General features: G+C 60.4%; 23 protein-coding genes. 16 read left to right on the top strand and 7 right to left on the bottom strand.

Annotation, left to right across the window (positions count from 1 at the left end; all coding sequences use genetic code 11):
- Position 1: 1 nt before the first annotated feature.
- A complete protein-coding gene (gene dnaN, locus ACB033_RS20420; protein ID WP_005307138.1) occupies positions 2-1,105 on the bottom strand; it encodes a DNA polymerase III subunit beta in 1,104 nt (367 codons plus the stop codon).
- Positions 1,106-1,188: 83 nt separating this feature from the next.
- On the bottom strand, positions 1,189-2,559 hold the full coding sequence (dnaA, locus tag ACB033_RS20415) for a chromosomal replication initiator protein DnaA (RefSeq protein ID WP_005307141.1): 1,371 nt from the start codon (positions 2,557-2,559) through the stop codon (positions 1,189-1,191).
- A 313-nt stretch (positions 2,560-2,872) separates the two neighbouring features.
- Between dnaA and ACB033_RS20410 the strand changes: the two genes are divergently transcribed.
- The 8 genes from ACB033_RS20410 to mnmE all read left to right on the top strand — a co-directional run bounded on the left by ACB033_RS20410 (position 2,873) and on the right by mnmE (position 9,223).
- Entirely contained in the window at positions 2,873-3,631 is a 759-nt protein-coding gene (locus tag ACB033_RS20410) for an amino acid ABC transporter substrate-binding protein (RefSeq protein WP_005307144.1), read from the top strand.
- Entirely contained in the window at positions 3,632-4,300 is a 669-nt protein-coding gene (locus tag ACB033_RS20405; RefSeq protein ID WP_005307147.1) for an amino acid ABC transporter permease, read from the top strand. It abuts the gene before it with no gap.
- A gap of 87 nt (positions 4,301-4,387) precedes the next feature.
- On the top strand, positions 4,388-5,122 hold the full coding sequence (locus tag ACB033_RS20400; protein WP_005307149.1) for an amino acid ABC transporter ATP-binding protein: 735 nt from the start codon (positions 4,388-4,390) through the stop codon (positions 5,120-5,122).
- Positions 5,123-5,391: 269 nt separating this feature from the next.
- Positions 5,392-5,526, top strand: a complete 135-nt coding sequence (rpmH, locus tag ACB033_RS20395; RefSeq protein WP_005307156.1) for a 50S ribosomal protein L34 — start codon at positions 5,392-5,394, stop codon at positions 5,524-5,526.
- The gene (rnpA, locus tag ACB033_RS20390) at positions 5,526-5,885 is read left to right on the top strand and encodes a ribonuclease P protein component (protein WP_005307159.1); all 360 of its coding nucleotides are present in this window, start codon (positions 5,526-5,528) and stop codon (positions 5,883-5,885) included. Before rpmH ends, rnpA begins: the two co-directional genes overlap by 1 nt.
- On the top strand, positions 5,852-6,100 hold the full coding sequence (gene yidD, locus ACB033_RS20385; RefSeq protein WP_010635605.1) for a membrane protein insertion efficiency factor YidD: 249 nt from the start codon (positions 5,852-5,854) through the stop codon (positions 6,098-6,100). The genes rnpA and yidD overlap by 34 nt, the downstream gene beginning before the upstream one ends.
- Before the next feature lie 5 nt (positions 6,101-6,105).
- Complete coding sequence (yidC, locus tag ACB033_RS20380; protein WP_010635604.1) at positions 6,106-7,752, top strand: membrane protein insertase YidC; 1,647 nt, start codon at positions 6,106-6,108, stop codon at positions 7,750-7,752.
- A 109-nt stretch (positions 7,753-7,861) separates the two neighbouring features.
- Complete coding sequence (gene mnmE, locus ACB033_RS20375; RefSeq protein WP_106553667.1) at positions 7,862-9,223, top strand: tRNA uridine-5-carboxymethylaminomethyl(34) synthesis GTPase MnmE; 1,362 nt, start codon at positions 7,862-7,864, stop codon at positions 9,221-9,223.
- Between the two features lie 70 nt (positions 9,224-9,293).
- Here the strand turns inward: mnmE and fhuB are convergent, their stop codons facing one another.
- From fhuB to ACB033_RS20350, 5 genes are all read right to left on the bottom strand, one after another.
- A complete protein-coding gene (fhuB, locus tag ACB033_RS20370) occupies positions 9,294-11,276 on the bottom strand; it encodes a Fe(3+)-hydroxamate ABC transporter permease FhuB (protein ID WP_139725600.1) in 1,983 nt (660 codons plus the stop codon).
- Positions 11,276-12,199, bottom strand: coding sequence for an ABC transporter substrate-binding protein (locus ACB033_RS20365; protein ID WP_139725601.1), 924 nt, complete (start codon positions 12,197-12,199; stop codon positions 11,276-11,278). The genes fhuB and ACB033_RS20365 overlap by 1 nt, the downstream gene beginning before the upstream one ends.
- Before the next feature lie 18 nt (positions 12,200-12,217).
- Positions 12,218-12,982: an ATP-binding cassette domain-containing protein gene (locus ACB033_RS20360; RefSeq protein ID WP_005307174.1), complete on the bottom strand. Its 765-nt coding sequence runs from the start codon at positions 12,980-12,982 to the stop codon at positions 12,218-12,220.
- A 22-nt stretch (positions 12,983-13,004) separates the two neighbouring features.
- Positions 13,005-14,663: a multidrug ABC transporter permease/ATP-binding protein gene (locus ACB033_RS20355; RefSeq protein WP_139725602.1), complete on the bottom strand. Its 1,659-nt coding sequence runs from the start codon at positions 14,661-14,663 to the stop codon at positions 13,005-13,007.
- A 79-nt stretch (positions 14,664-14,742) separates the two neighbouring features.
- Positions 14,743-16,875: a TonB-dependent siderophore receptor gene (locus ACB033_RS20350; protein ID WP_162519894.1), complete on the bottom strand. Its 2,133-nt coding sequence runs from the start codon at positions 16,873-16,875 to the stop codon at positions 14,743-14,745.
- 383 nt (positions 16,876-17,258) lie between these two features.
- Between ACB033_RS20350 and mioC the strand changes: the two genes are divergently transcribed.
- From mioC to atpE, 8 genes are all read left to right on the top strand, one after another.
- Positions 17,259-17,708 carry an FMN-binding protein MioC gene (gene mioC, locus ACB033_RS20345; protein WP_043171123.1) on the top strand — a complete coding sequence of 150 codons (450 nt, stop codon included), beginning with the start codon at positions 17,259-17,261 and terminating at the stop codon, positions 17,706-17,708.
- A 509-nt stretch (positions 17,709-18,217) separates the two neighbouring features.
- Entirely contained in the window at positions 18,218-20,107 is a 1,890-nt protein-coding gene (gene mnmG, locus ACB033_RS20340) for a tRNA uridine-5-carboxymethylaminomethyl(34) synthesis enzyme MnmG (protein ID WP_017783543.1), read from the top strand.
- A 20-nt stretch (positions 20,108-20,127) separates the two neighbouring features.
- Positions 20,128-20,754 carry a 16S rRNA (guanine(527)-N(7))-methyltransferase RsmG gene (gene rsmG, locus ACB033_RS20335; RefSeq protein WP_139725604.1) on the top strand — a complete coding sequence of 209 codons (627 nt, stop codon included), beginning with the start codon at positions 20,128-20,130 and terminating at the stop codon, positions 20,752-20,754.
- Between the two features lie 26 nt (positions 20,755-20,780).
- Entirely contained in the window at positions 20,781-21,584 is an 804-nt protein-coding gene (locus tag ACB033_RS20330) for a ParA family protein (protein ID WP_005307193.1), read from the top strand.
- Positions 21,581-22,495 carry a ParB/RepB/Spo0J family partition protein gene (locus ACB033_RS20325; RefSeq protein WP_010635594.1) on the top strand — a complete coding sequence of 305 codons (915 nt, stop codon included), beginning with the start codon at positions 21,581-21,583 and terminating at the stop codon, positions 22,493-22,495. Before ACB033_RS20330 ends, ACB033_RS20325 begins: the two co-directional genes overlap by 4 nt.
- A 190-nt stretch (positions 22,496-22,685) precedes the next feature.
- Positions 22,686-23,096 carry an ATP synthase subunit I gene (locus tag ACB033_RS20320; RefSeq protein WP_162519895.1) on the top strand — a complete coding sequence of 137 codons (411 nt, stop codon included), beginning with the start codon at positions 22,686-22,688 and terminating at the stop codon, positions 23,094-23,096.
- Positions 23,097-23,104: 8 nt separating this feature from the next.
- Entirely contained in the window at positions 23,105-23,887 is a 783-nt protein-coding gene (gene atpB, locus ACB033_RS20315; RefSeq protein WP_005307200.1) for a F0F1 ATP synthase subunit A, read from the top strand.
- Positions 23,888-23,945: 58 nt separating this feature from the next.
- Positions 23,946-24,188: a F0F1 ATP synthase subunit C gene (gene atpE, locus ACB033_RS20310; RefSeq protein ID WP_005307205.1), complete on the top strand. Its 243-nt coding sequence runs from the start codon at positions 23,946-23,948 to the stop codon at positions 24,186-24,188.
- Positions 24,189-24,195: the final 7 nt, after the last annotated feature.

Genomic DNA, 24,195 nt, shown 5'->3' with positions numbered 1-24,195 from the left:
ACTAGATCCGCATCGGCATTACCACGTACTGAGCATCCTGACTGTCAAAATCCTCAATAATGGCGCTGCTGATGGAATCGCTCAGGCTGATCCGGATTTGGTCACATTTTAACGTATTCAGCACGTCCAGCACATAAGAGACGTTGAAACCGATCTCCATCTCGCCGGCTTCGTATTGTACGTCAAGCAGCTCTTCGGCTTCTTCCTGTTCCGGGTTGTTGGCGGTGATGCGCAGCAGGTTTTCCTGCAGATTGAGACGCACCCCACGGAATTTCTCGTTGGAGAGGATGGCGGCACGGGCAAAGGCCTGGCGCAGATCCTCACGGCCGGCGATCAGGGCCTTGTCGCTGTTGCGCGGAATGACGCGGCGCCAGTCCGGGAAACGGCCATCCACCAGCTTGGAGGTGAAGATAAAGCCGTCGAGGGCGGCGCGCAGGTTGCTGCGGCCGATCTGCAGCCGTACCGGCTTGTCTTCCGCTTCCAGCAGACGCACCAGTTCCAGCACGCCTTTACGCGGCAGGATGACCTGATGATCGGGCAGCGATTCGCTCACCACCTCGCGGCGGCAGGTCGCCAGCCGGTGACCATCGGTGGCCACGGTACGCAGGCCGTGGCCCTCGCTCTCGAACAGCATGCCGTTCAGGTAGTAGCGCACGTCCTGGCTCGCCATGGAGAACTGGGTCGCGTCGATGAGTTTTTTCAGCTCCAGCTGGCCGATGTCGAACTCGAGCACGGACTCCCAATCCTCGATGTTCGGGTATTCGGTGGCCGGCAGGGTCGACAGGTTGAAGCGGGAGCGGCCGGAGCGGATGATCAGGCGCTCGCCTTCGGTATTGAGACGAATGTCCGCCCCCTCCGGCAGACCGCGACAGATGTCCAGCAGCTTGCGCGCCGGTACTGTGGTGCGGCCATCCTGACTGTCGCTGTTGAGATAGACCTGACCGATCATCTCCACTTCGAGGTCGGTACCGGTCAGTGACAACAGACCGTTGCTGACATCAAGCAGCACGTTGCCGAGGATCGGCAGGGTCGGCCGGCCACCGAGGGCACCGGACACCAGTTGCAGAGGACGTAACAGGGCCTCACGGCTAATTTCGAGCTGCATCTGTGCTCTCCGTTGTGATTAGGAGTAAAGGTTTCGGATCAGGTTGGCATGTTCAAGCTGCATCTGTGCACTCAGTTCCGTCATCAGGAAGAAAGGGTACGGATCAGGTTGGAATAGTCTTCCTTGATGTCGTGACTCTCTTCCTTCAGCTGCTCGATCTTGCGGCAGGCATGAAGCACGGTAGTGTGGTCACGACCACCAAAGGCATCACCTATCTCCGGCAAGCTATGGTTGGTCAGCTCCTTCGCCAGTGCCATCGCCAGCTGGCGTGGACGGGCAACGGAGCGGGAACGGCGCTTGGAGAGCAGATCCGCCAGCTTGATCTTGTAGTACTCCGCCACCGTCTTCTGAATATTGTCGATGGTGACCAGCTTCTCCTGCAACGCCAGCAGATCGCGCAGCGCTTCGCGCACGAAGTCGATGTTGATGGCGCGACCGGTGAAGTTGGCATTGGCGATCACCCGGTTCAGCGCCCCTTCCAGCTCGCGTACGTTGGAGCGCAGCCGCTTGGCGATGAAGAAGGCCACTTCGTCCGGCAGGTGGATCTGGTTCTCGTCCGCCTTGCGCATCAGGATGGCGACACGCGTCTCCAGCTCCGGCGGCTCGATCGCCACGGTCAGGCCCCAGCCGAAGCGGGACTTGAGACGATCTTCCACCCCGTTGATCTCCTTCGGATAGCGATCCGAGGTCAGGATGATCTGCTGGTTGCCTTCGAGCAGGGCGTTGAAGGTGTGGAAGAACTCCTCCTGGGAGCGCTCCTTGTTGGCAAAGAACTGGATGTCATCGATGAGCAGGGCATCGACGCTACGGTAATAACGCTTGAACTCTTCAATGGCGTTATTCTGCAGCGCCTTCACCATGTCCTGCACAAACCGCTCGGAGTGCATGTAGATGACTTTGGCGTCCTGCTTGCGCTCCTTGATGGCGTTGCCGACGGCATGCAGCAGGTGGGTCTTACCCAGACCGGTGCCGCCATAGAGGAACAGCGGGTTGTAGGCCCCGCCCGGATTGTCGGCAACCTGACGGGCAGCCGCACGGGCCAACTGGTTGGACTTACCCTCGACGAAATTCTCGAAGGTATAGTTCACGTTGGTGTTGCTCTTGTGGTTCGGTTCGGGCTTGGCCTCGGCCTTGCTTTCCCAGCTCTTCTGCGAGTTATTCACAGGATCCGCACCCCGTGCCGGCGCCCTGGCCACCGCGACGGGATGGGGACGATTGCCGATGTCAAAACGCAGGGTGGGGCCATCGACCCCGCAGAGCTCATTGATGATGCCGTTCACCCGGATGAGATACTTGTCTCGAACCCAGTCCAGAACGAAACGATTCGGTGCATACAGGGTCAGAGTATTGTCACTCAACTCCGCTTGAAGCGGCCGGATCCACATGCTGAATTCTGCCGAGGGCAACTCATCTTGCAGCCGGTTAAGGCACTGCTGCCATAGCGAAGCAGTCACTCTAAACTCCCGTCGATTGATTAACTAAAGACCGGCTATTCTACGTTTTTAGCGGCTGGATCTCTAGCCGCGACCTCGCGGATCCAGCAAATAAGATCCTTGACTTTCAAGGATCCAGCAGCCGTGGATCTGATTTCATCCCCAAAGTTACCCACAGCCCGATCCCGTCACCGATGCACCAAAGATCCAGACCTGAAGCGGTTATTTTATATAACCAAATATCATTTATTCTTTAGGTTTTATTCCAATAACATCAGCGCAACCCCAGCGTTTACAACTAAAAATACAGAACTACAGAGAGAGAGGAATCACCATGACGTCATCCATCAAGCTGGTCTCCGGCGCAGCCATTCTGCTGGCCGCCCTGTCCGGTCAAGCCATCGCCCAAGAAACCATCAAGGTCGGCATGTCCGGCAAGTACTTCCCGTTCACCTTCGTCAAGCAGGACAAGCTGCAGGGCTTTGAAGTGGACATGTGGAACCAGATCGGCGAGCGCACCGGCTACAAGGTCGAGTTCGTGACCGCCAGCTTCTCCGGCCTGTTCGGCATGCTGGAAACCGGCCGCGTCGATACCATCTCCAACCAGATCACCATCACCGACGAGCGCAAGGCCAAGTACGCCTTCTCCCAGCCCTATGTCTATGACGGCGCCCAGATCGTGGTGCGCAAGGGCAACAGCACCATTCACGGCATCAAGGATCTGGAAGGCAAGAAGGTCGCGGTGAACCTGGGCTCCAACTTCGAAGAGCTGCTGCGCAAGAACGACCCCAACAAGAAGATCGACATCCGCACCTATGACTCCGCCTTCGAGCAGGATGTAGCGCTGGGCCGCATCGACGCCTTCGTGATGGACCGCGTCTCCACCGCCCAGCTGATCAAGGAATCCAAGCTGCCGCTGCAACAGGCTGGCGCACCGTTCGAGACCATCGAGAACGCCCTGCCCTTCCTGAAGACCCCGGAAAAGCAGGCACTGCTGAAGAAGGTCGATGACGCCCTCACCGCCATGCGCAAGGATGGTTCCCTGCGTCAGATCTCTGAAAAATGGTTCGCTTCCGACATCACCGACAAATAAATGATGGAATTTGACCTCGAATACACGCTGGGGCTGTTTCCCATCCTGCTCAAGTATCTGGGCACCACGATGGAAATGGCCCTGTGGGGATTCGCGTTGGCACTCGTACTGTCGCTGGCCCTGGCGATAGTACGGGTCTTTCGCGTTCCCGTGATCCACTGGCTGGCGATGCTCTATATCTCGTTCTTTCGGGGTACACCGCTGCTCGTCCAGCTGTTCCTGCTCTACTACGGGCTGCCGCAGCTGTTCCCCATCTTCGTGGGAATGGATGCCTTCACCGCCGCCATCGTCGGTTTGACCCTGCACTTTGCCGCCTACATGGCCGAGTCGATCCGTGCCTCCATCATTGGCATCCACAAGAGCCAGATGGAAGCTGCCCTCAGCATCGGCATGAGCCGTTACCAGGCAATGCAGCGGATCATACTGCCGCAGGCGGCCCGCATCGCCACGCCGTCGCTGATGAACTACTTCATCGACATGATCAAGAGCACCTCGCTGGCCTTCACCCTGGGGGTGGCCGAGATCATGGGCAAGGCGCAGATGGAAGCCTCCTCCTCCTTCAAGTTCTTCGAGAGCTTCATGGCGGTGGCCCTGGTCTACTGGGTGGTAGTCATCTTCTTTACCCGCCTGCAGCATCTGCTGGAAGTGCGGCTCAACCGTGCCTATTAGGGGTTTGCCATGACAACGCAACCGACCCGCTTGCAATGCACGCCGGAAGTCCGTTTTAACTCTGCGCCTGTTTAAAGGAGGGCCATCATGATCAAGCTAACCGGCCTCTCCAAGGCATATGACGGCAATCAGGTGCTAAACAGCATCGATCTGGAGGTGAAAAAGGGGGAAATCGTCGTCATCATCGGCCCCTCCGGCACCGGCAAGTCCACCTTGCTGCGCTGCCTCAACCTGCTGGAGACTCCCGATACGGGCACCCTAGCCATCGACGATCTGCAGCTCAACCTGGCCAAGGCCAGCGAGCAGCAGGCCATCGAGCTGCGCAAGCGCGCCTCCTTCGTGTTCCAGAACTACGCCCTGTTTGCCAACAAGACGGCGCTGGACAACATTGCCGAGGGGCTGATCACCGTCTGGAAACAGCCGAAGGCGGAGGCCCGTGCCACCGCCCTCGGCATCCTCAAGGACATAGGTCTCGCCGACAAGCAGGACGCCTATCCGGCCTCATTGTCGGGCGGTCAGCAGCAACGGGTCGGCATCGGCCGGGCCATGGCGGCTCACTCCAAGGTGATCCTGTTTGACGAACCCACCTCGGCCCTCGATCCCGAATGGGTTGACGAAGTACTGGGTCTGATGAAGGAGCTGGCTCGCCAGCACCAGACCATGGTAGTGGTGACCCATGAGATTGAATTTGCTAGAGATGTTGCCGATCGGGTGATCTTCATGGAGGGGGGCCGGATCGTGGAACAGGGCCCGCCGGATCAGATATTGGTCGATCCGCAGGATCCCCGCACCCGGGAGTTCCTGCGCAAAGTGCTTAAATAGCTCTCTCTTTGGCGGCATTGCCGCCTTTTTTATTGGAGGATCCTTGTTAAACCCCGGGTTGCCAGTATAATCCGGAGCCCTTGATCCTTCGGATCCTCACGTTCGCCCAAGACCTTTTCAAGGTCTGGGCAGGATGGGAGGGAACGGCGGATTGACTAAAAGCCGAACTCTGTTTAGAATTCGGCCTCTTTTGCTAGTCGTCACACGCTATAGCTGGCGCGTCGGCTAAGTGTGACAATCAAAACTGTACAGAAATACGGAATCGAATCATGAAACGTACTTTTCAACCGTCCAACCTGAAGCGCAAGCGCTCTCACGGTTTCCGCGCCCGCATGGCAACTGCCAACGGTCGTAAAGTTCTGGCCGCTCGTCGTGCCAAGGGTCGTGCCCGCCTGGTAGTCTAATGCCTACCCAGCACGCCTTTTCTCGGGAGTTACGTCTGTTAACTCCCGAACACTTCAAACGCGTTTTCGCCGAGCCTGTCCGGGCCGCTTCTCCGCAGATTACACTTCTCGCCTCTCCCAATTCGCTCGAACACCCTCGCCTTGGTCTCGCCGTGCCCAAAAAAGCACTCAAGCGTGCCGTCTGGCGCAACCGTGTAAAACGGGTGGTTCGGGAAAGTTTCCGCCTCAATCAAGCCAATCTGCCCGCTATCGACATCGTCGTGATCGCCAAGGCCGGTGTGAAGGAGATGGATAACGAGGAACTGTTCAAGTTACTGGAAAAGCTATGGCGCACTCTGTCACGCCGTTGCAATGGGTAGCTGTCAAACTGATACGCCTGTATCAGCTAATCATTAGCCCTCTGCTCGGGCCGCGCTGCCGTTTCACCCCGACTTGTTCCCAATTTGCGATAGAAGCAATCCGACTTCACGGTTTCATAAAAGGCGTTTGGTTAGCCAGCAAACGTCTATTAAAATGCCATCCCTTATCCGAGGGTGGTTATGACCCGGTTCCGCAACCAAAGCGAAGAAACTGAAGACTATGGAATCACAACGCAATCTCATCCTGATCGGTTTGCTGTTCGTGAGCTTTTTGCTCTGGCAACAGTGGGAGTCCGACAAGGCTCCGAAGCCGGCCCCAACTACCGTGGCCCAAACCGAACATTTCGTACCTGAAGCCGGTCAGACCGGTGATATTCCTCAGGTTTCCGAGCAAGCCAACGCGAACACCGCACGCAAGCTGATCACCGTCACCTCCGACGTGCTCAAGCTGACCCTGGATACCCAGGGTGGTGACATCGTCTCTGCCGAACTGCTGGCCCACAAGCTGGAAGAAGGCAAGGATCAACCGTTCGTACTGCTGACCAGTCAGCCTGAGCACCTCTATGTTGCCCAGAGCGGTCTGGTGGGTCGCAATGGCCCGGACAGCCAGCCCCAGGGTCGTCCCACCTATGAAGCCGCCCAGACCAGCTACCAGCTGGCCGACGGTCAGGATCAAGTCGTCGTCCCGATGACCTGGACCGACAGCAAGGGCGTGGTCTTCACCAAGGAGTTCGTCCTCAAGCGTGGTGACTACGCAGTCGGCGTCGACTACAAGATCGACAACAAGTCTGCCGAGCCGGTCCAGGTGCAGTTCTACGGTCAGCTGAAGCAGACTGTGGCCACGCCGAAAGACCAGCAGGGTCACGCCATGGTGGCCAGCGCCTACCGCGGTGGTGCCTTCTCCAGCGAAGATACCCGCTACAAGAAGTACACCTTCGACGAGATGAAGGATGCCGACCTGAACAAGACCACCAAGGGTGGTTGGGTCGCCATGCTGCAACACTACTTCGTCTCCGCCTGGGCACCGAATGCCGACGACACCAACAGCTTCTACAGCCGTGTGATCCCTGGCAAAGACCAGGCCATCATCGGCTACAAGGCACCGCTGGTTGACATCGCTGCCGGCCAGCAGGCCGAAGTGACCAGCAAGCTGTGGGTCGGTCCCAAGCTGCAGGATCAGATGGCCAAGGTGGCAAACCACCTCGACCTGACCGTCGACTACGGCTGGCTCTGGTTCATCGCCCAACCGCTGCACTGGCTGCTGACCGTGTTCCACGGTTTCGTCCAGAACTGGGGTCTGGCCATCATCATGCTGACCCTGCTGGTGCGCGGCGTCATGTTCCCGCTGACCAAGGCCCAGTACACCTCCATGGCCAAGATGCGCATGCTGCAGCCCAAGCTGGCCGCCCTGCGCGAGCGCTTCGGCGACGATCGCCAGAAGATGTCTCAGGGCATGATGGAGCTGTACAAGAAGGAGAAGGTCAACCCGCTGGGTGGCTGTCTGCCGATCCTGGTACAGATGCCGATCTTCATCGCCCTCTACTGGGCACTGATGGAGTCCGTCGAGCTGCGCCACGCGCCGTTCGCCCTGTGGATCACCGACCTGTCGGTGAAGGACCCCTTCTTCGTGCTGCCGATCCTCATGGGTGCCTCCATGTGGTATCTGCAGAAGATGAGCCCGACCACCATTACCGACCCGATGCAGCAGAAAGTGATGCAGTTCATGCCGATCATCTTCACTTTCATGTTCCTCTGGTTCCCGGCAGGTCTGACCCTGTACTGGCTGGTGAGCAACGTCATCTCCATTACCCAGCAGACCATCATCTATCGTCAGCTGGAGAAGAAAGGCCTGCATACCCGCAGCTAATCGCTCCCGATGGCAAGATGGATGACAAAAGAGGCGGCCTTCGGGCCGCCTTTTTTATTACAATGACCCCACTGCTGTGAACCATCAGCGAACAAATGAGCCAAGCAAGATGACTACAGATACCATCGTGGCCCAGGCCACCGCCCCCGGCCGTGGCGGCGTCGGCATAGTCCGCGTCTCCGGCCCCGCCGCCGAACAGGTCGCCGAGATAGTGCTCGGCAAGCTCCCCCGGGTGCGTTACGCCGAATATCTGCCGTTCAGGGATGAGCAAGGCCAGCCGCTGGATCAGGGCATCGCCCTGCTGTTCAAGGCCCCCAACAGCTTCACCGGCGAAGACGTGCTGGAGCTGCAGGGCCACGGCGGCCCGGTGATCATGGACATGCTGGTGCGCCGCATCCTGCAGATAAAGGGGCTGCGCCCAGCCCGCCCCGGCGAGTTCAGCGAGCGCGCCTTCATGAACGACAAGCTGGATCTGGCCCAGGCCGAGGCCATCGCCGACCTCATCGAGGCTTCCAGCGAGCAGGCGGCCCGCAGTGCCATGCACTCCCTGCAGGGGCAGTTCTCCGGCAAGATCCAGCAACTGGTGGAGAGTCTCACCCGGCTGCGTATCTATGTGGAGGCCGCCATCGACTTCCCGGACGAGGAGATCGACTTTCTCTCCGACGGCAAGGTGGCGGGGGATCTCTACGCCATCATGGACGAACTGGATGCGGTGCGCGGCGAGGCCAAGCAGGGCGCCCTGCTGCGGGAAGGGATGAAGGTGGTGATCGCCGGTCGCCCCAACGCCGGAAAATCGAGCCTGCTCAACGCCCTGGCCGGCCGCGAGTCCGCCATCGTCACCGAGATCGCCGGCACCACCCGCGACGTGCTGCGCGAGCACATCCATCTGGATGGCATGCCGCTGCACATCATCGACACCGCCGGCCTGCGCGACACCCAGGACAAGGTGGAGCAGATCGGCATCGAGCGTGCCTGGGCCGAGATTGAACAGGCCGACCGGGTGCTGTTTATGGTGGATGGCACCACCACGGATGCGGTCGACCCGCGGGAGATCTGGCCGGAATTTGTTGATCGGTTGCCAAAAAAGATTGGCCTCACCGTCATTCGCAACAAGGCCGACCTGACCGGCGAAGATCTGGCGCCGAGTCAGGAGCAGGGCCATGCAGTCTACCGCATCTCCGCCAAGACCGAGCTGGGACTGCCCGCCCTGCGCGAGCATCTGAAAGCCTGCATGGGCTTCCAGGGCAACACCGAGGGGGGCTTCATGGCCCGCCGCCGCCACCTGGACGCTCTGGAGCGTGCCGCCGAGCGGCTGCTGGTAGCCAAGGAGCAGCTGGAGGTGTTCGTGGCCGGCGAGCTGGTGGCCGAAGAGCTGCGCCTCGCGCAGGAGTCACTCAGTGAGATCACCGGCGAGTTCAGCTCCGACGATCTGCTGGGCCGCATCTTCTCCAGCTTCTGCATCGGCAAATAACGCCGTACGGCAGGCAATAAAAAGCCCGGGTTCATCCCGGGCTTTTTTTGTGCATTTTTCATCCACCAACCTAGAGGCGGCGCAGACACCACATGAAGTAAGCGCCCCCTAACAAGGTGGAGACCAGCCCCACCGGCAGCTCCTGCGGGAACAGGATCTGCTGGCCGATCCAGTCCGCCGACACCATCAGCAGGGCGCCGGAGACGGCGGCACCGAGTAGATGCCAGCGTGCCCGCACCAGCCCCATCAGCTTGGCCATGTGCGGTGCCAGCAGGCCGACGAAGGAGAGCGGCCCCACCACCAGGGTCGCGCTGGCGGTGAGCACGGCCACCAGCAGCAGGATGGCGAGCTGGGCCCGGTTGAGCCGAATGCCGAGCGCGGCGGCCACCGCCGGCCCCATCGGCAGCAGATCGAGCCAGCGGCTGAGCAGCAGGCAGGCTGCCAGCAGCGTCAGTGCCAGCACGACCAACCCGCCGGCAAGCGGCAGGGTGACGTAATAGGTGGAGCCGGACATCCAGGAGAGCAGTTGCTGCACCCGCAGGTCACCGTTGGCCAGCGCGATGGCCTGTAGCGGCTCGAACAGCGCCGTGATGGCGATGCCGGAGAGCAGCAGCCGCTCCGGCTGGAAGCCGTGGCTGCGATTGACCAGCAGCAACAGCAGCAGACAACCGAAGGCACCTAACAGGCCGCCGGCCAGCATCATGGGCAGCGGCAGGGCGGGTAGCAGCAGCGCCGTGGCAATCACCCCCATGAAGGTGCCACCACTCACCCCCAGCAGCTCGGGACTCGCCATGGGGTTGCTGCTGACCCGTTGCAGCAGGGTGCCCGCCAGCGCCAGCAGCATGCCCGCCGCACCGGCCGCCAGGGTGCGCGGCAGCCGCCACTCCAGCTGGGCCTGCCAGCGCAGCCAGCTAGGCCAGTGCCAGCCGTCAATCCCCTGTCCAAACAGCAGGGAGGCCATCACCGCCAATACCAGCCCCATCAACATCAGGCCGACAAGGCGAGCCGGTGCCGGGTGGCGGGCCACCAGCAGGGCGGCATTCGCCTTTGGTGTGCCCGACTTGATACCCAGGCGCGGGATCAGCCACAACAACAGCGGCGCCCCCAGCAGAGCCGTCATGGCGCCGGTCGGAATGAGTACAGAGCCGCTGCGGCTCAAGGATTGCAGCAACAGATCGGTGGCCGCCAGCAGCAGAGCGCCCAATAGCGGGGCCCACAGCAGTCGCAGGGCCAGTTTTCTCACCCCCAGCAAGCGCACCAGGGCGGGCGCCGCCAACCCGATGAAGCCGATCAGCCCCACCACGCTCACCACGCAGGCAGTGACGAACACCGCTAGCCCCAGTCCGGCGAAACGCAGGTGTTGAAGGGAGACCCCCAGACTGCGGGCACTGGCATCATCCAGCTCCAGCACCGCCAGCGGGCGCACCAGCACCGCGGCCAGCACGCCAGCCAGCAGCAGACGGGGCAGCAGGTAACTCACCCCGCTCCAGCTGTTCTGCACCAGCGAGCCACTGCCCCACACCAGCAAGCCTTTCAGCTCCTCCTGAAAGAACAACAGGAGCCCCATGCTGATGGCCGCCAGATAGAGGTTGATCACCAGCCCGGCAAAGACGATGACCACCGGATCGAGCTGGCGACGCCAGGCCAGAGCAAACACCAGCCCCATGGCGAGACTGCCGCCGGCCATGGCGATCCACTCCCGCCCCAGCAGCAGCCAGGAGGGAGCAAACAGGGTCACCATCATCAGCGCCAGCTGGGCGCCGGAGGCTACCCCCAGGGTGGTGGGCGAGGCCAGCGGGTTGCGCAACACCTGCTGCATCAGGGTGCCGGCCAGCCCGAGGGCGGCGCCGGCCAGCAGGCAGACGGCAAGGCGCGGCAGCCAGCTGAAGTGGACTACCACCTGGCTGGCATCGGTCAGATCTGGCGATAACAGGGTCGCCAGCCAACGCGCCACCGGCAATTGATCGGCCAGCTCCCAACCGGCGAGCGCCAGCGTCAATCCCAGCAACAGGCTGACAGGCAGTCGCAGCGGCGATGGAAAAATCTGGTTCATCACAGCCCCTCCCCGCTTTGCCCATCCCGCTGCAGCGCAGTACTCAGCTGCACGGCAAAGCGACGCGCCGCCAGCACGCCGCCAAAACTCCACACCGCGGGCAGATGCAGCACGGCCGCCGCCCTCACCTGTGGCAGCTGCTGCCACAGACCGGGCTCCTGCAGCCGCTCACTCACCCCGACCGGGATCGGATCGACCACCACCAGCCGCGCCTGCGGCAGCGCCATCAACTGCTCCAGACTGGCCACGGCAAAGCCCCAGGCATTGGTCTCCCCCTGCCAGCCATTGCGCAGGCCGAGCCGCTGCATCACCGCCTCGAACAGGCTGTGGCGGCCAAATACCCGCACATGGCGCTCATCGATGAACTGCACCACTAGCAGGGGCGGCAGCTCTGCAGGCAACGCCGCCCGCATCTGCGCCAGATCCTGGTCCAGCCTGGCCAGCAGTTGCTCGGCCTCGGCGGTTTTGTCCACCAGCGCGGCTATGGTCAGGGTCGCCTCGTGCAGCCGCTGCCACAGATCGGCATCCGGCTCGTAGAGCGCGATGGATTGTACCAGCGCGATGCGGGAGAGGGTCGGCGCCAGCGGGGCCGCCAGCGGCGAGATGAGGATGCGATCGGGTTTGAGCTCGGCCAGCAGCTCCCGGTTGGGCTGGGCGCGCTGGCCGATATCCACCACGGCAGCCGGCAGCAGCGGTTCACCGACCCAGGCGCGGTAGGAACCGACATCCCCCACCGCCAGCGGCGTCACCCCGAGTGCCAGCAGGGTTTCGGCTATGGTCCAGTCGACGGTGGCGATGCGGGGTACCGACTTCACCGCATCGGCTTGAGGGAGGTCTGCAGCGGCAGGCATCGCTGGCTCGGCCTGCAACATAAGCGGAGCCAAGAGGCAGCAGAACCAGCCAACTTTCTTGAATAAGAGCATCGAGATAACAAGCCTTATCTAAACGATGGCGATGGCGTGGTCATGGGCCGGGTGGCGAATGACCTCCATCGGGATGCCATAGATGGCGTGCAGGGTCTCGCCGGTCATGATCTGCTCGGGTTCGCCGTGGGTCAGCAGGCGGCCGGAGTGCAGCGCCACCAGCCGATCGCAGAAGCGGGAGGCCATGTTGATGTCGTGAATGACGATGATGACCCCGAGCTTGAGCTGGCGGCTCAACTGCTTGACGAGCGTGAGCACCTCTACCTGATGAGCTACGTCCAGCGCGGCCAGCGGCTCGTCCAGCAGGATGAAACGGCTCTCCTGGGCCAGCAGCATGGCCAGCCACACCCGCCCCCGCTCGCCGCCGGACAGCGTGTCCACCAGCCGGTCGGCGAAGCGTTCGGTATGGGTCAGCGCGATGGCCCGTTCGACCTGGCGGTGATCCTCCGCCCCCATCCGGCCCAGCAGGCCGCGCCAGGGGTAGCGGCCCATCTCCACCAGCTCCCGCCCGAGCAGGTTTTCGGCGCTCGGCAGATGCTGGGGCAGATAGGCCACCTGACGGGCGAAGTCGCGCGCCCCCCACGCCGGTAGCGGCTTGTCATCGAACCGGATCTCGCCGTCACTGAGCGGCTGCTGGCGTGCCAGCAGCTTGAGCAGGGTGGATTTGCCCGAACCGTTGTGGCCGATGAGGCCATAGACCTTGCCCTGCTCGAAACAGAGATCGGTGGGGTGCAGCAGCGTGCGGTCATTGACCGCGAAGCTGGCGGATTTCATCTCAAACATAAGCGGTTCCTGTTGGCCGGGTTCAAACCGGCACCTCTGCATTCAAGTCACAATCCAGATGGGCGACGGCATCGCGGCTCACCTGCTCGCGCCGCTCGCCGGTCAGCTCGCTGAGCCGGCCCTGGCGCATCTCCAGCAGCCGGTCGGCCTGGGAGAAGTAGAGATCGTCGTGGCTGATGGCGATCACCGTCTTGCCCATCTGCTTCAGGCGCGGCAGCAACAGCTGATAGAAGATGCGGCGGAACTGGGGATCCTGATCCGCAGCCCACTCGTCGAACAGCATCACCTCGCGCTGCTCGGCCAGCGCCAGCAGCAGAGCGACTCGCTTGCGCTGTCCCTGGGAGAGGTCGATATCGGCGATGAAGCCATCTTCGATGGCGAGCTTGCTGCCCATCTGCAGCCGCTCCAGCCACTCGGCCACCAGCCCATCCTTGGGTTCCGGCCCCAGCAGGTGCTGGAACAGGTGATAGTCGGTGAAGATGGCGGAGAACAGCGCCAGATAGGCGTTGCGATCGGTGATCGGCTCCCCATCCAGCAGGATCCGGCCCGCTACCGGCTGATAGAGGCCGGTCAGCAGCATGGCCAGGGTCGACTTGCCGGAGCCGTTGCCACCGATGATGAAGATCTGCTCCCCCTTTTCGATGACCAGATCGATAGGGCCGACGGCAAAGCCGCCCTCCCCCTGATAGTGAAAGCTCACCTGCTCCAGCTCGATGCGCTGCCAGGCGCGGGGCGCGGACGGCAGCGGGAAGTCGGCGTCCGGTGCGGCCAGATTGAGGGCTGCAATCTTGTCGAACGCCACCTGGGCGGAGAGCAGGGTCGGCAGCGCGCCAATGCCCTGCAGCAAGGGGGTACGCAAGAACAGCAGGGTCAGAGCGAAGGTGGCGGCCACCTGGGTGTCGGCCCAGCCCAGCCCGTTGGCCAGGAAGAAGACCAGGCCAATGGCCCCCAGCATCATGATATTCGACCAGTTCACCGCGCTCAGATGATAGGTGTCGGCGCGAATGATCTGCTCCCGATAGTCCTGCGCATTCTGCTGATAAAGCTGGTGGTAGACGAAGTGGGCCCGCTCGCGGTTGAGCGCCAGCTCCTTGCTGCCGGCGATGATGGCCTGATAGTTCTGATAGAGCCGATCCTCGGCCTGACGCATGTGGGAGAGATGGCGATAGACCCGGTTCACCAGCAGCCAACCCACCACCATAGTAAAAGTGACCCAGAGGGTGGTGACGCCGAGCAGGGCCGGCGACAGCCAGCCGAGATAGAGGGCCGACCCCAGGGTGAGCACCAGCCCCTGCACCAGCTCGGGCAGGCGCACGAAGGCGATGGTGATCTGGCCGATGTCGCTGGAAAGGGAGGCCAGCAGCGGCCCCTGGCCAATCTGGCGCAGGCGGGCGACATCGGTATCCAGCAACTGCTTGAGCAGGCGGCCGCGCAGCCGGTAGACGAAATGATGGCCGAGGGTGGTCAGCGCCAGCTGAGAGCCGAGCGTGATCACCAGCAGCAATAAGATGAGGCCGATCAGCTGACCGAGCACCGGCAGCGGATCGCCGACGGATTCGACGAGAGACTGATTGATAAAGGCAATGACACCAATCCCGCTGACGGCACTGAGCAGGCTGAGCAGGGTAATGGCGATGAAGGGCCAACGATATTGGCGATAAACCAGAGAAAAGAGTTCCATAACGGACCGGTATTCCAGAGAGATCAGAGCAACTGCAGGTGAAAAGAAGGGCGGGAACCCGGTTCCCGCCCCACTTCGATTACCAGCGGTAGTTGATGCTGCCCACTACGCTGCGCGGCTCGCCGTAGTAGCAGTAGTAGTCGCAGCTGGCCACGTAGGTATCACCCAGCAGGTTGTTGACGTTGAGCTGAGCCCGCCAGTTCTTGGCAAAGTCATACCCGATCATCGCATCCCACACGGTATGGGCTGGCACCTGGGCCGAACCATAGATGGGGGTGTAATCCGCATTCACGGCACCGATGCCGACGCTGGAGCCGACGTAGCGCACGCCACTCCCCAGCTCGAGACCAGAGACCGGACCCTGCAGCACCTTGTAGTTGCCCCAGAAGGAGGCTTGGTGGCGCGGGATCAGGCTGGCACGGCGATCGCCCTTGCCGGTGTCGTTGGTCTTGGCATCGGTATAGGTGTAGGCCGCGGTCAGACGCAGCACCTCGGTGGCCTGCACGCTCCCTTCCAGCTCGACACCCCGGGAGGTCAGTTCGCCCGCCTGGGTCTGCTGGCCGGAACCGGTGGAGACCAGCGAGTTGGTCTGCTCCAGATCGAACAGGGCCAGGTTGATGTAGCCATCGAGGAAGCTCGGCGCGTACTTGACGCCGGTCTCGTACAGGGTGCCCTTGAGCGGCTTGTAGGATTCGCTGGTGTTGGGGTCAATCCCCGGCAGCACCTCGAACGACTCGGCGTAGGCAACATAAGGAGAGAGACCATTGTCGGCCAGGTACATCAGGCTGCCGGAGAGGGAGAGTTCGTGATCATACTGCTTCTCGTTCTTGCCCTTGGCTTCGCTGATGTTGTGGGTCTCCACGTAGTCGAAGCGACCGCCGCCGGTCAGCAACCAGCGATCGTCCCAGCGGATCTGGTGCTGGGCATAGAGGCCGCTCTGGCCCTTGGTGCTCTTCTGGTGGGTGGCAGTGGACTCATCAAAACCGGGGAAGCCGCTGTAATCTGGGTGCTGGGTATTTATGGTTCCCATCCACTGATCAGCTTCCATCCCCTCGTTGACATGGCGCTGCAGATCCACCCCCAGCAGCAGGGTCTGTTCTGTGCTGTCGGTGTTCCAGTAGCCCACCACCTGGTTGTCCATGGTGGCGCTCTTGGTGTTGCCATCCCGATAGATCATGCCACGGCCACGAACCGGCATATTTTCATCGGGTGTCGCAGGCCAAGCAGCCCAAGGATATATATAGGTCTGGCGCAGCAGCAGATCGTTGTAGTTGAAGCGGACATTCTGCTTGAACTCCCAGGTCTGGTTGAGCTGGTGGGTCAGCTCGTAACCGGTGGAGAGCTGGGTGTTGCGGTTGCTATCGTAATCCGGCTGGCTCAGGTTGATGCTGGGATCGATCTGGCCACCGCTGGTATTGAGGGTGCCGTAAACCGGGAAGAAGCCGTTGGTCGGCACCCCTTCGTCGTGCAGGAAGCTGGCCAGCAGGGTCAGGCTGGTGCGATCCGAGAGATCGAAGGTCACGCTCGGCGCCAGATAGACGCGATCGTTGTAAGTGCCGTCCAGCACGCCGTCACGCTCCTTATAAAGAGCAACCATGCGGTAGCGGCTGTTGTCGGTCAGTGCATCGGAGACATCCACCCCGATCTGGCGGTGATCCCGGCTGCCCAGCTGCAGATCCAGCAATCCCTGCGGGGTGGCGGTCGGCCGCTTGCTGATGGCATTGATCACGCCGCCGGGAGGCGCCTCGCCGTAGAGGATCGAGGCCGGGCCTTTCAGCACTTCCACGCTCTCCAGGCCGAACGGCTCCGGCGTCCAGACGTAATAACCATTCATCCTGAGCAAACGGCTGCCATCCAGATAGGAGGCGACATCGAAGCCGCGCACCTTGAACCAGTCGGTATTGTTGTCGGAGCCATAGAGACCGGTGAGCACGCCGGAACGGTAGCGCAGGGACTCGTCAAGCTGCTGCACGGCACGCTGATCCAGCTCCTCGCGGTTGACCACGGAGACGGCGCGAGGCGTCTCGGCCATGGGCACTTCCACCTTCATGGCGGTGCCGGTGACCACCATGGTCTCGCTGGCTTTGGGCAGTTCTTTCGGTTGTTCGGCCGCCAGCACGGGCAGGCTGGCCAACAGGCAGGAGAGCGGCAGCAGTTGCTGTGCCCCTCTCTTTCGCATCGCTGCGATGGGGGTGTTTTTTTGCGCAATCATAGTAAGTGTCTCAAATATCAATGAGTTGTTTCTGATTTCTTATTATTGGTAGCCGGTCATGCCGGTAGCCCGGTTCCTCAGGCGAATAAAGCAGCGACATGCTACTACAGGAGCCATGATCGAATCGATTCAATAATTGCTAATCATTTGCATCTGCATTGTTACTTTACGAATCAGGAGCCGAGCGGAGAACACACAAGAGGAGGAAACGGCCCCTTTTCGACACGATCGCAAGACTGGGCTGGATCGGCGGGCGTGGATCCCTTTTTTCCGTACAAAAGCAGCGAGGATCCATTATCCCCAAGCTTTATCCATATTTATCCACACCCTTTGGCGGTAGAATCCGGCTTTCTCTTGCTTCGTCTGAAATCAGGATCCATTCCATGGCCAAACTCAATCTCGTCGTCGGCTCCATGCTGGGCGCCTCTGAATATGTCGCGGACCACGTCGCTGGCCTGCTGGAACAAGCGGGCCACCAAACCGAGATCCACAACCCTGCCAGCCTGGCCAGGGTGCTTGCCGAGCCGGAGGCCATAGTGCTGGTAGTCACCTCCACCCACGGTGCTGGCGATGTGCCCGACAATCTGCAGCCTTTCGCCAAGGATCTTGCCGAGCAGCGTCCGGATCTTGATGGCTGGAAATACGGGGTGATCGCGCTGGGAGACAGCAGTTATGACACCTTCTGCCAGGGTGGCAAGACGCTGGATCGACTGCTGGCCGAGTGCGGCGCCAGCCGGATTGGGGATCGTCTCGACATCGACGTAACCCGGCACGAGATCCCGGAAGATGCGGCCGAAATCTGGATCCGGGACTGGTTGGCCCTGATCGCCTGAACCGGGAGCGGGAGATCCGGCATGAACGGCTCGATCTCCCCGCTTATCCCCAGATCGCTATCCACCAGGTTATTAACAGGTGGATCCGGAGAAGTTGTTCCAAGGGTTCCCCTAGAATGCCCCGAGAAATTGTGAATAACTCCTGTGTGAAACTCTGTAAAACCTATAGTTATCCATGTATTAGATCTAAACCAAAGGGTGTCTGTGCATAAAAACCCTTATTATCCCCCAGTTCACGGGGCCAGGATCCAAGCTTTTCCACAACCAGAGATCGCTCTTAAGACGATGATCTTTATGATCAAAAAGTGCTTATCAACAGAAGCGGCGGATCCTAATAAAAGATCCAATAAAAGATCGATCTAAAGATCCTTAAGATCTATTTAGTGGATCCTCCCTCCATACTGAACGTTAAGTAGACGTTCCCCTCAGGACGCTAAACAGATAGAATGTTCCGCCCTCGAGCACAGGCAAACAAAGATCTTCAGGCGTGCAGATCAAGGTGATCCCCAATGCAATACCATGAACAATTTGATGTGATCGTCGTCGGTGGCGGTCATGCAGGAACCGAAGCGGCAACAGCGGCAGCCCGGATGGGCCTCAATACCCTGTTGCTGACCCACAATATCGATACGCTGGGACACATGTCCTGCAACCCAGCGATCGGCGGGATCGGCAAGGGACACCTGGTCAAGGAAGTTGACGCTCTCGGCGGGATCATGGCGCGTGCCATCGATCTTGGCGGGATCCAGTTCCGTACCCTCAACTCCTCCAAGGGCCCGGCGGTTCGCGCCACTCGCGCCCAGGCGGATCGTCTGCTTTACAAGGCAGTCGTGCGCCAGATGCTGGAGAACTACCCCAACCTGAAGATCTTCCAGCAGGCCTGTGACGATCTCATCATGGACGGGGATCGGGTTGCCGGCGTGGTCACCCAGAGCGGGATCCGCATCAGCGGCAAGACGGTCGTGCTGACCGTGGGTACCTTCCTCAACGGCCTGATCCACATCGGCATGGAAAACTACAAGGGCGGCCGCGCCGGGGATCCTCCCTCGATCGCCCTCGCCCAGCGCCTGCGGGAACTGCCGCTGCGCATCGATCGCCTCAAGACAGGTACGCCGCCCCGCATCGATGCCCGCAGCGTCGATTTCTCGGTGATGCAGGCCCAGCACGGTGACGATCCCCGTCCGGTCTTCTCCTTCATCGGCGATGCCAGCCAGCATCCGCGTCAGGTGCCCTGCTACGTTACCCATACCAACGAGCGCACCCACGAGGTGATCCGCAACAACCTGGATCGCAGCCCCATGTACGCCGGGGTGATAGAGGGGATTGGTCCGCGCTACTGCCCATCGATCGAGGACAAGATCACCCGTTTTGCCGACAAGACGGCGCACCAGATTTTCGTCGAGCCGGAAGGCCTGACCACCCACGAACTCTACCCGAACGGGATCTCAACCAGCCTGCCGTTCGACGTGCAGGTACAGATCGTCCGCTCCGTGCGCGGCTTCGAGAATGCGCATATCACCCGCCCGGGTTATGCCATCGAGTACGATTTCTTCGATCCGCGGGATCTCAAGGCCAACATGGAGAGCAAGTGCATCGGCAACCTGTTCTTCGCCGGCCAGATCAACGGCACCACCGGCTATGAAGAGGCGGCAGCCCAGGGCCTGCTGGCCGGTCTGAACGCCGCCTTGCGTGCGCAGGGCAAGGATCCCTGGCATCCGCGCCGGGATCAGGCCTACATCGGCGTGATGATGGACGATCTCTCCACCCTGGGAACCCGCGAACCCTACCGCATGTTCACCAGCCGTGCCGAATATCGCCTGCTGCTGCGGGAAGACAACGCCGATCTGCGCCTGACCGCCATCGGCCGCGAGCTGGGCCTGGTGGATGACGAGCGCTGGAGCAAGTTCAACGCCAAGATGGAACAGGTGGAGCAGGAGCGGCAGCGCATGCGCTCGACCTGGATCCACCCGCAACATCCGTCGCTGGAGGCGGTCAACGCCCTGGTCAACACCCCGCTGACCCGCGAGCAGAGCCTGGAAGAGCTGCTGCGTCGCCCCGAGGTGACCTACGATGCGCTGATGGCCATCGAGGGGGTCGGGCCTGCGCTGAGCGATTCGGCCGCCGCCGATCAGGTGGAGATCCAGATCAAGTACGCCGGCTACATCGAACGCCAGCACGACGAGGTGGAGAAGCAGCTGCGCAACGAGAACACCCTGCTGCCGCTGGACATGAACTACCGCGACGTCAACGGCCTCTCCAACGAGGTGATCGCCAAGCTCAACGATGCCAAGCCGCAGACCATAGGTCAGGCGTCCCGCATCTCCGGCATCACCCCGGCGGCCATCTCCATCCTGCTGGTTCATCTGAAAAAACACGGCCTGCTGCGTAAAACCGCCTGAGGATCCTACCGTTGCAAAACATGCTGGAAAGATTGAACGGCCTGCTCATGCAGGCCGGAATTGTTATCACCGAGACCCAAAAGAACCAGTTGGTTCGGCTTGTCGAGTTGCTGCACAAGTGGAACAAGGCTTACAATCTCACCTCGGTACGAGATCCGGACGCCATGCTGGTCAAGCACATCCTCGACAGCCTGGTGGTGAGCCGGCACCTGCACGGTGAGCGCTTCATCGATGTGGGCACTGGCCCGGGTCTGCCCGGACTGCCGCTGGCGATCATCAATCCGGACAAGCAGTTCGTGCTGCTGGACAGTCTGGGCAAGCGGATCAACTTCATCCGCCAGGTGATCCTGGAGCTGGGCTTGACCAACGTGACTCCCGTCAAATCCCGGGTCGAGGAGTATCAGCCCGAGGTGGGATTTGACGGCGTGCTGAGCCGGGCCTTCGCCTCACTGGAGGACATGCTGGGCTGGTGTCACCATCTGCCGTCGGCCCAGGGCAGTTTCCTCGCGCTCAAGGGACAGTATCCCGAGCAGGAGCTGGCCCAGTTGCCCGCCAACATCCGTCTGGTCGCCTCCCATCAACTGGTGGTGCCGGAGCTGGAAGGCGAACGTCATCTGCTGGAATTCAAACATATCCAGCCCGAATAGGGTCGCAGTTTCATTTAGGGGACAGTGTGGGAAAAGTCATCGCCATAGCCAACCAGAAGGGTGGAGTGGGTAAAACCACCACCTGTGTGAATCTGGCCGCCTCCATGGCCGCTACCCGCCGCAAGGTGCTGGTGATCGATCTGGATCCGCAGGGCAATGCCACCATGGGCAGCGGTGTCGACAAGTACGAAGTCGAGCGCACTGCCTATGAGCTGCTGATCGAGGACGCCCCCATCGGCGAGGTGATCATCCCCGAAACCTCCGGGGGCTATCACCTGATCGCCGCCAACGCCGACGTGACCGCGGCCGAAATTCGTCTGATGGAGTTCTTCGCCCGCGAGATCCGCCTGCGCAACGCGCTGGCCGCGGTGCGGGACAAGTACGACTACGTCTTCATCGACTGCCCGCCTTCTCTCAACATGCTGACCGTCAACGCCATGGCCGCCGCCGACTCCGTGCTGGTGCCCATGCAGTGCGAATACTATGCGCTGGAAGGGTTGACCGCCCTGGTCGACACCATCAGCAAGCTGGCAGCCGTGGTCAATCCGGATCTGAAGATCGAAGGGGTGCTGCGCACCATGTTCGATCACCGCAACCGGCTGGCCAATGATGTGTCCGATCAGCTTAAACAGCACTTCGGGGACAAGGTCTATCGCACCATCATTCCCCGCAACGTAAGACTGGCGGAGGCACCGAGTTTCGGCGCCCCGGCCATGCACTATGACAAATCATCGGTGGGCGCCAAGGCCTATCTGGCTCTGGCTGGCGAGATCTTGCGTCGCCAGGAGCAGGAGCGTCAGGTGACCATCGCAGACCGAGAGAGCATATGACGCCGAAAAAACGTGGGCTGGGCAAGGGGCTGGACGCTCTGCTCAGCACCAGCACGGCCGCGCGCCAGAAGCAGGTGATGAGCGATCAGCGCACCGAGCAGGCCATGGCCCCGACCCCGACCAATCAGGGCGAACTGCGCAAGCTGCCGGTGGAGTGGTTGCAGTCCGGCAAGTACCAGCCGCGCAAGGACATGTCGCAGGATGCGCTGGAAGAGCTGGCCAATTCCATCCGTGCCCAGGGGGTGATCCAGCCCATAGTGGTGCGCCCCCTTGGCGAGCAATCCTTCGAAATCATCGCCGGTGAGCGGCGCTGGCGCGCCTCCCAGCTGGCGCGCCTCGAGGTGGTGCCCTGCCTGGTCAAGGACGTGCCTGACGAGGCTGCCGTCGCCATCGCGCTCATCGAGAACATCCAGCGTGAAGACCTCAACGCCATCGAGGAGGCGGTCGCCCTGCAGCGGCTGCTGACCGAATTCGAACTGACCCACCAGCAGGTAGCCGATGCGGTGGGCAAGTCCCGCACCACGGTGACCAACCTGCTGCGCCTCAACCAGCTCAACGACGACGTGAAGCGCTTCGTCGAGCACGGTGACCTCGACATGGGTCATGCCCGTGCCCTGCTGGCCCTGAGTGGCCAGGCCCAGTCCGAACTGGCCAAACTGGTTGCCCAGAAGGGGCTGACCGTGCGAGATACCGAGAAATTGGTGCAAAAGGCGCTGGAACCGGCAAAAGCCAGGGTCGAGCCCGTCCGCGATCCCCAGTTTGGTTATCTCGAGCGCCAGATCTCAGAAAAAATTGGCAATCAGGTACAACTTCAGCCGGGAAAACAGGATAGCGGCAAGTTAGTAATTAGTTACGAGAACTTGGCGGATTTGGACCGGGTATTGAGCTATTTTGGCCTGTCAGAATCGTGATTTTTACGCTTTTTGTAGTAATAAAACATCCATTCCTTTTGATATGAACATAACCTTAATTCTGTGCGGAAAGCCGCAAAAATTAAGGATTTTTGCCATGTTGCAATAGCTGTCTTCAAGGGTATAATTTGACCGGCTTTTTGGGCTGTAAACGCGGGGTCTTCGGATCCCGATTTTTTACAGTTCTGTAATGTTCAGGGGTAGGTTGGTGAAGCAGAAAATAGCCTTGGAAGGTTTAACGCTGGCCTTGGCTATGCTCGTTTGTCAGCTCGTCCTGATCCTGGCGATCAGTACCGTCTGGTTTTACCAGGCCGGTGCGTTTGCCGGACGCTCCTCTCTCTACGGGGGGGGTATGTACTGGGTTCCACAAGCCCTGTTCACGCTCTGGGTTCTGCGCCGCAAGGTGACGAAAGAGAGCGTGGGCCTGGTTCTGCGGGACTTTTATGGTGGGGCAGGGATTAAGCTCATTACTACAACAGGACTTTTCGCCCTGATGTTTGGCGCCGGGATCGAGGTCGATACCGTCTCGTTCTTTGCCACTTATATCCTCGCCCTCGTTGTACAGTGGATAGTCTCATTCACGCTTAACAACCACTATTAGGAAAACTCATGTCTGCAACCGGAGAAGTCCTGACTCCTCAGGGATATATCTCCCACCATCTGACCCATCTGCAAGTCGGGTCTGGGTTCTGGACAGTCAATGTCGACTCAATGATATTTTCTGTTCTGTTGGGCGCTCTGTTTATCTGGTTGTTCCGCCGCGTAGCCGTCAACGCTACCAGTGGTGTGCCCGGTAAACTGCAGTGCTTTGTGGAGATGCTGGTCGAGTTTGTGAGTGGTAACGTCAAGGACATCTTTCACGGTCGCAACAAGGTCATCGCACCTTTGGCCCTGACGGTGTTTGTGTGGATCTTCCTGATGAACCTGATGGATCTGATCCCCGTTGACTTTATCCCCCACGCTGCACAGTTGATGGGTGTTCCCTATCTGCGTGTGGTTCCCTCTGCTGACGTTAACATCACCATGTCCATGGCTTTGGGCGTGTTCTTCTTGATCCTGTACTACAGCATCAAGGTCAAGGGTATCGGCGGGTTTGTGAAGGAGCTGACGCTTCAGCCTTTCAACCACCCGGCGGCCATCCCGGTTAACCTCATCCTGGAAACTGTTACGCTGATTTCCAAACCTGTTTCTCTGGGTCTTCGACTGTTCGGCAACATGTATGCTGGCGAACTGATCTTTATCCTGATTGCGGGTTTGCTACCCTGGTGGTCTCAGTGGATCCTGTCCGTGCCTTGGGCAATTTTCCACATCCTGATCATCACTTTGCAGGCGTTTATCTTCATGGTGCTGACCATCGTCTATCTGTCGATGGCTCAAGAAGACCATGGTTGATGCAACTCAAATAATCCTTTTTATACAATCAATTACATCTAAATAAATGGAGATCCTCATGGAAAACTTGAACATGGACCTGCTGTACATCGCTGCTGCAATGATGATGGGTCTGGCGGCTATCGGCGCTTCCATCGGTATCGGTATCCTGGGTGGCAAATTCCTGGAAGGTGCAGCTCGTCAACCGGACCTGATCCCTGTTCTGCGTACCCAGTTCTTCATCGTGATGGGTCTGGTGGATGCGATCCCGATGATCGCCGTTGGTCTGGGTCTGTACGTGATGTTTGCGGTTGCCGGCTAAGTCATAG

The sequence above is a fragment of the Aeromonas sp. S15(2024) genome (assembly GCF_041402265.1).
In the GTDB taxonomy this organism is placed as follows: Bacteria; Pseudomonadota; Gammaproteobacteria; order Enterobacterales; family Aeromonadaceae; genus Aeromonas; species Aeromonas dhakensis.
The sequence above is the reverse complement of the archived record's forward strand: the minus strand, read 5'-3'. Positions and strand labels throughout refer to the sequence as shown.

Excerpts from the sequence above, each read along its gene's own strand:
- dnaN (WP_005307138.1), bottom strand. The coding sequence starts at position 1,105 with ATGCAGCTCGAAATTAGCCGTGAGGCCCTGTTACGTCCTCTGCAACTG.
- ACB033_RS20410 (WP_005307144.1), top strand. The coding sequence starts at position 2,873 with ATGACGTCATCCATCAAGCTGGTCTCCGGCGCAGCCATTCTGCTGGCC.
- ACB033_RS20405 (WP_005307147.1), top strand. The coding sequence starts at position 3,632 with ATGATGGAATTTGACCTCGAATACACGCTGGGGCTGTTTCCCATCCTG.
- ACB033_RS20400 (WP_005307149.1), top strand. The coding sequence starts at position 4,388 with ATGATCAAGCTAACCGGCCTCTCCAAGGCATATGACGGCAATCAGGTG.
- rpmH (WP_005307156.1), top strand. The coding sequence starts at position 5,392 with ATGAAACGTACTTTTCAACCGTCCAACCTGAAGCGCAAGCGCTCTCAC.
- rnpA (WP_005307159.1), top strand. The coding sequence starts at position 5,526 with ATGCCTACCCAGCACGCCTTTTCTCGGGAGTTACGTCTGTTAACTCCC.
- yidD (WP_010635605.1), top strand. The coding sequence starts at position 5,852 with ATGGCGCACTCTGTCACGCCGTTGCAATGGGTAGCTGTCAAACTGATA.
- yidC (WP_010635604.1), top strand. The coding sequence starts at position 6,106 with ATGGAATCACAACGCAATCTCATCCTGATCGGTTTGCTGTTCGTGAGC.
- mnmE (WP_106553667.1), top strand. The coding sequence starts at position 7,862 with ATGACTACAGATACCATCGTGGCCCAGGCCACCGCCCCCGGCCGTGGC.
- fhuB (WP_139725600.1), bottom strand. The coding sequence starts at position 11,276 with ATGAACCAGATTTTTCCATCGCCGCTGCGACTGCCTGTCAGCCTGTTG.
- ACB033_RS20365 (WP_139725601.1), bottom strand. The coding sequence starts at position 12,199 with ATGCTCTTATTCAAGAAAGTTGGCTGGTTCTGCTGCCTCTTGGCTCCG.
- ACB033_RS20360 (WP_005307174.1), bottom strand. The coding sequence starts at position 12,982 with ATGTTTGAGATGAAATCCGCCAGCTTCGCGGTCAATGACCGCACGCTG.
- ACB033_RS20355 (WP_139725602.1), bottom strand. The coding sequence starts at position 14,663 with ATGGAACTCTTTTCTCTGGTTTATCGCCAATATCGTTGGCCCTTCATC.
- ACB033_RS20350 (WP_162519894.1), bottom strand. The coding sequence starts at position 16,875 with ATGATTGCGCAAAAAAACACCCCCATCGCAGCGATGCGAAAGAGAGGG.
- mioC (WP_043171123.1), top strand. The coding sequence starts at position 17,259 with ATGGCCAAACTCAATCTCGTCGTCGGCTCCATGCTGGGCGCCTCTGAA.
- mnmG (WP_017783543.1), top strand. The coding sequence starts at position 18,218 with ATGCAATACCATGAACAATTTGATGTGATCGTCGTCGGTGGCGGTCAT.
- rsmG (WP_139725604.1), top strand. The coding sequence starts at position 20,128 with ATGCTGGAAAGATTGAACGGCCTGCTCATGCAGGCCGGAATTGTTATC.
- ACB033_RS20325 (WP_010635594.1), top strand. The coding sequence starts at position 21,581 with ATGACGCCGAAAAAACGTGGGCTGGGCAAGGGGCTGGACGCTCTGCTC.
- ACB033_RS20320 (WP_162519895.1), top strand. The coding sequence starts at position 22,686 with ATGTTCAGGGGTAGGTTGGTGAAGCAGAAAATAGCCTTGGAAGGTTTA.
- atpB (WP_005307200.1), top strand. The coding sequence starts at position 23,105 with ATGTCTGCAACCGGAGAAGTCCTGACTCCTCAGGGATATATCTCCCAC.
- atpE (WP_005307205.1), top strand. The coding sequence starts at position 23,946 with ATGGAAAACTTGAACATGGACCTGCTGTACATCGCTGCTGCAATGATG.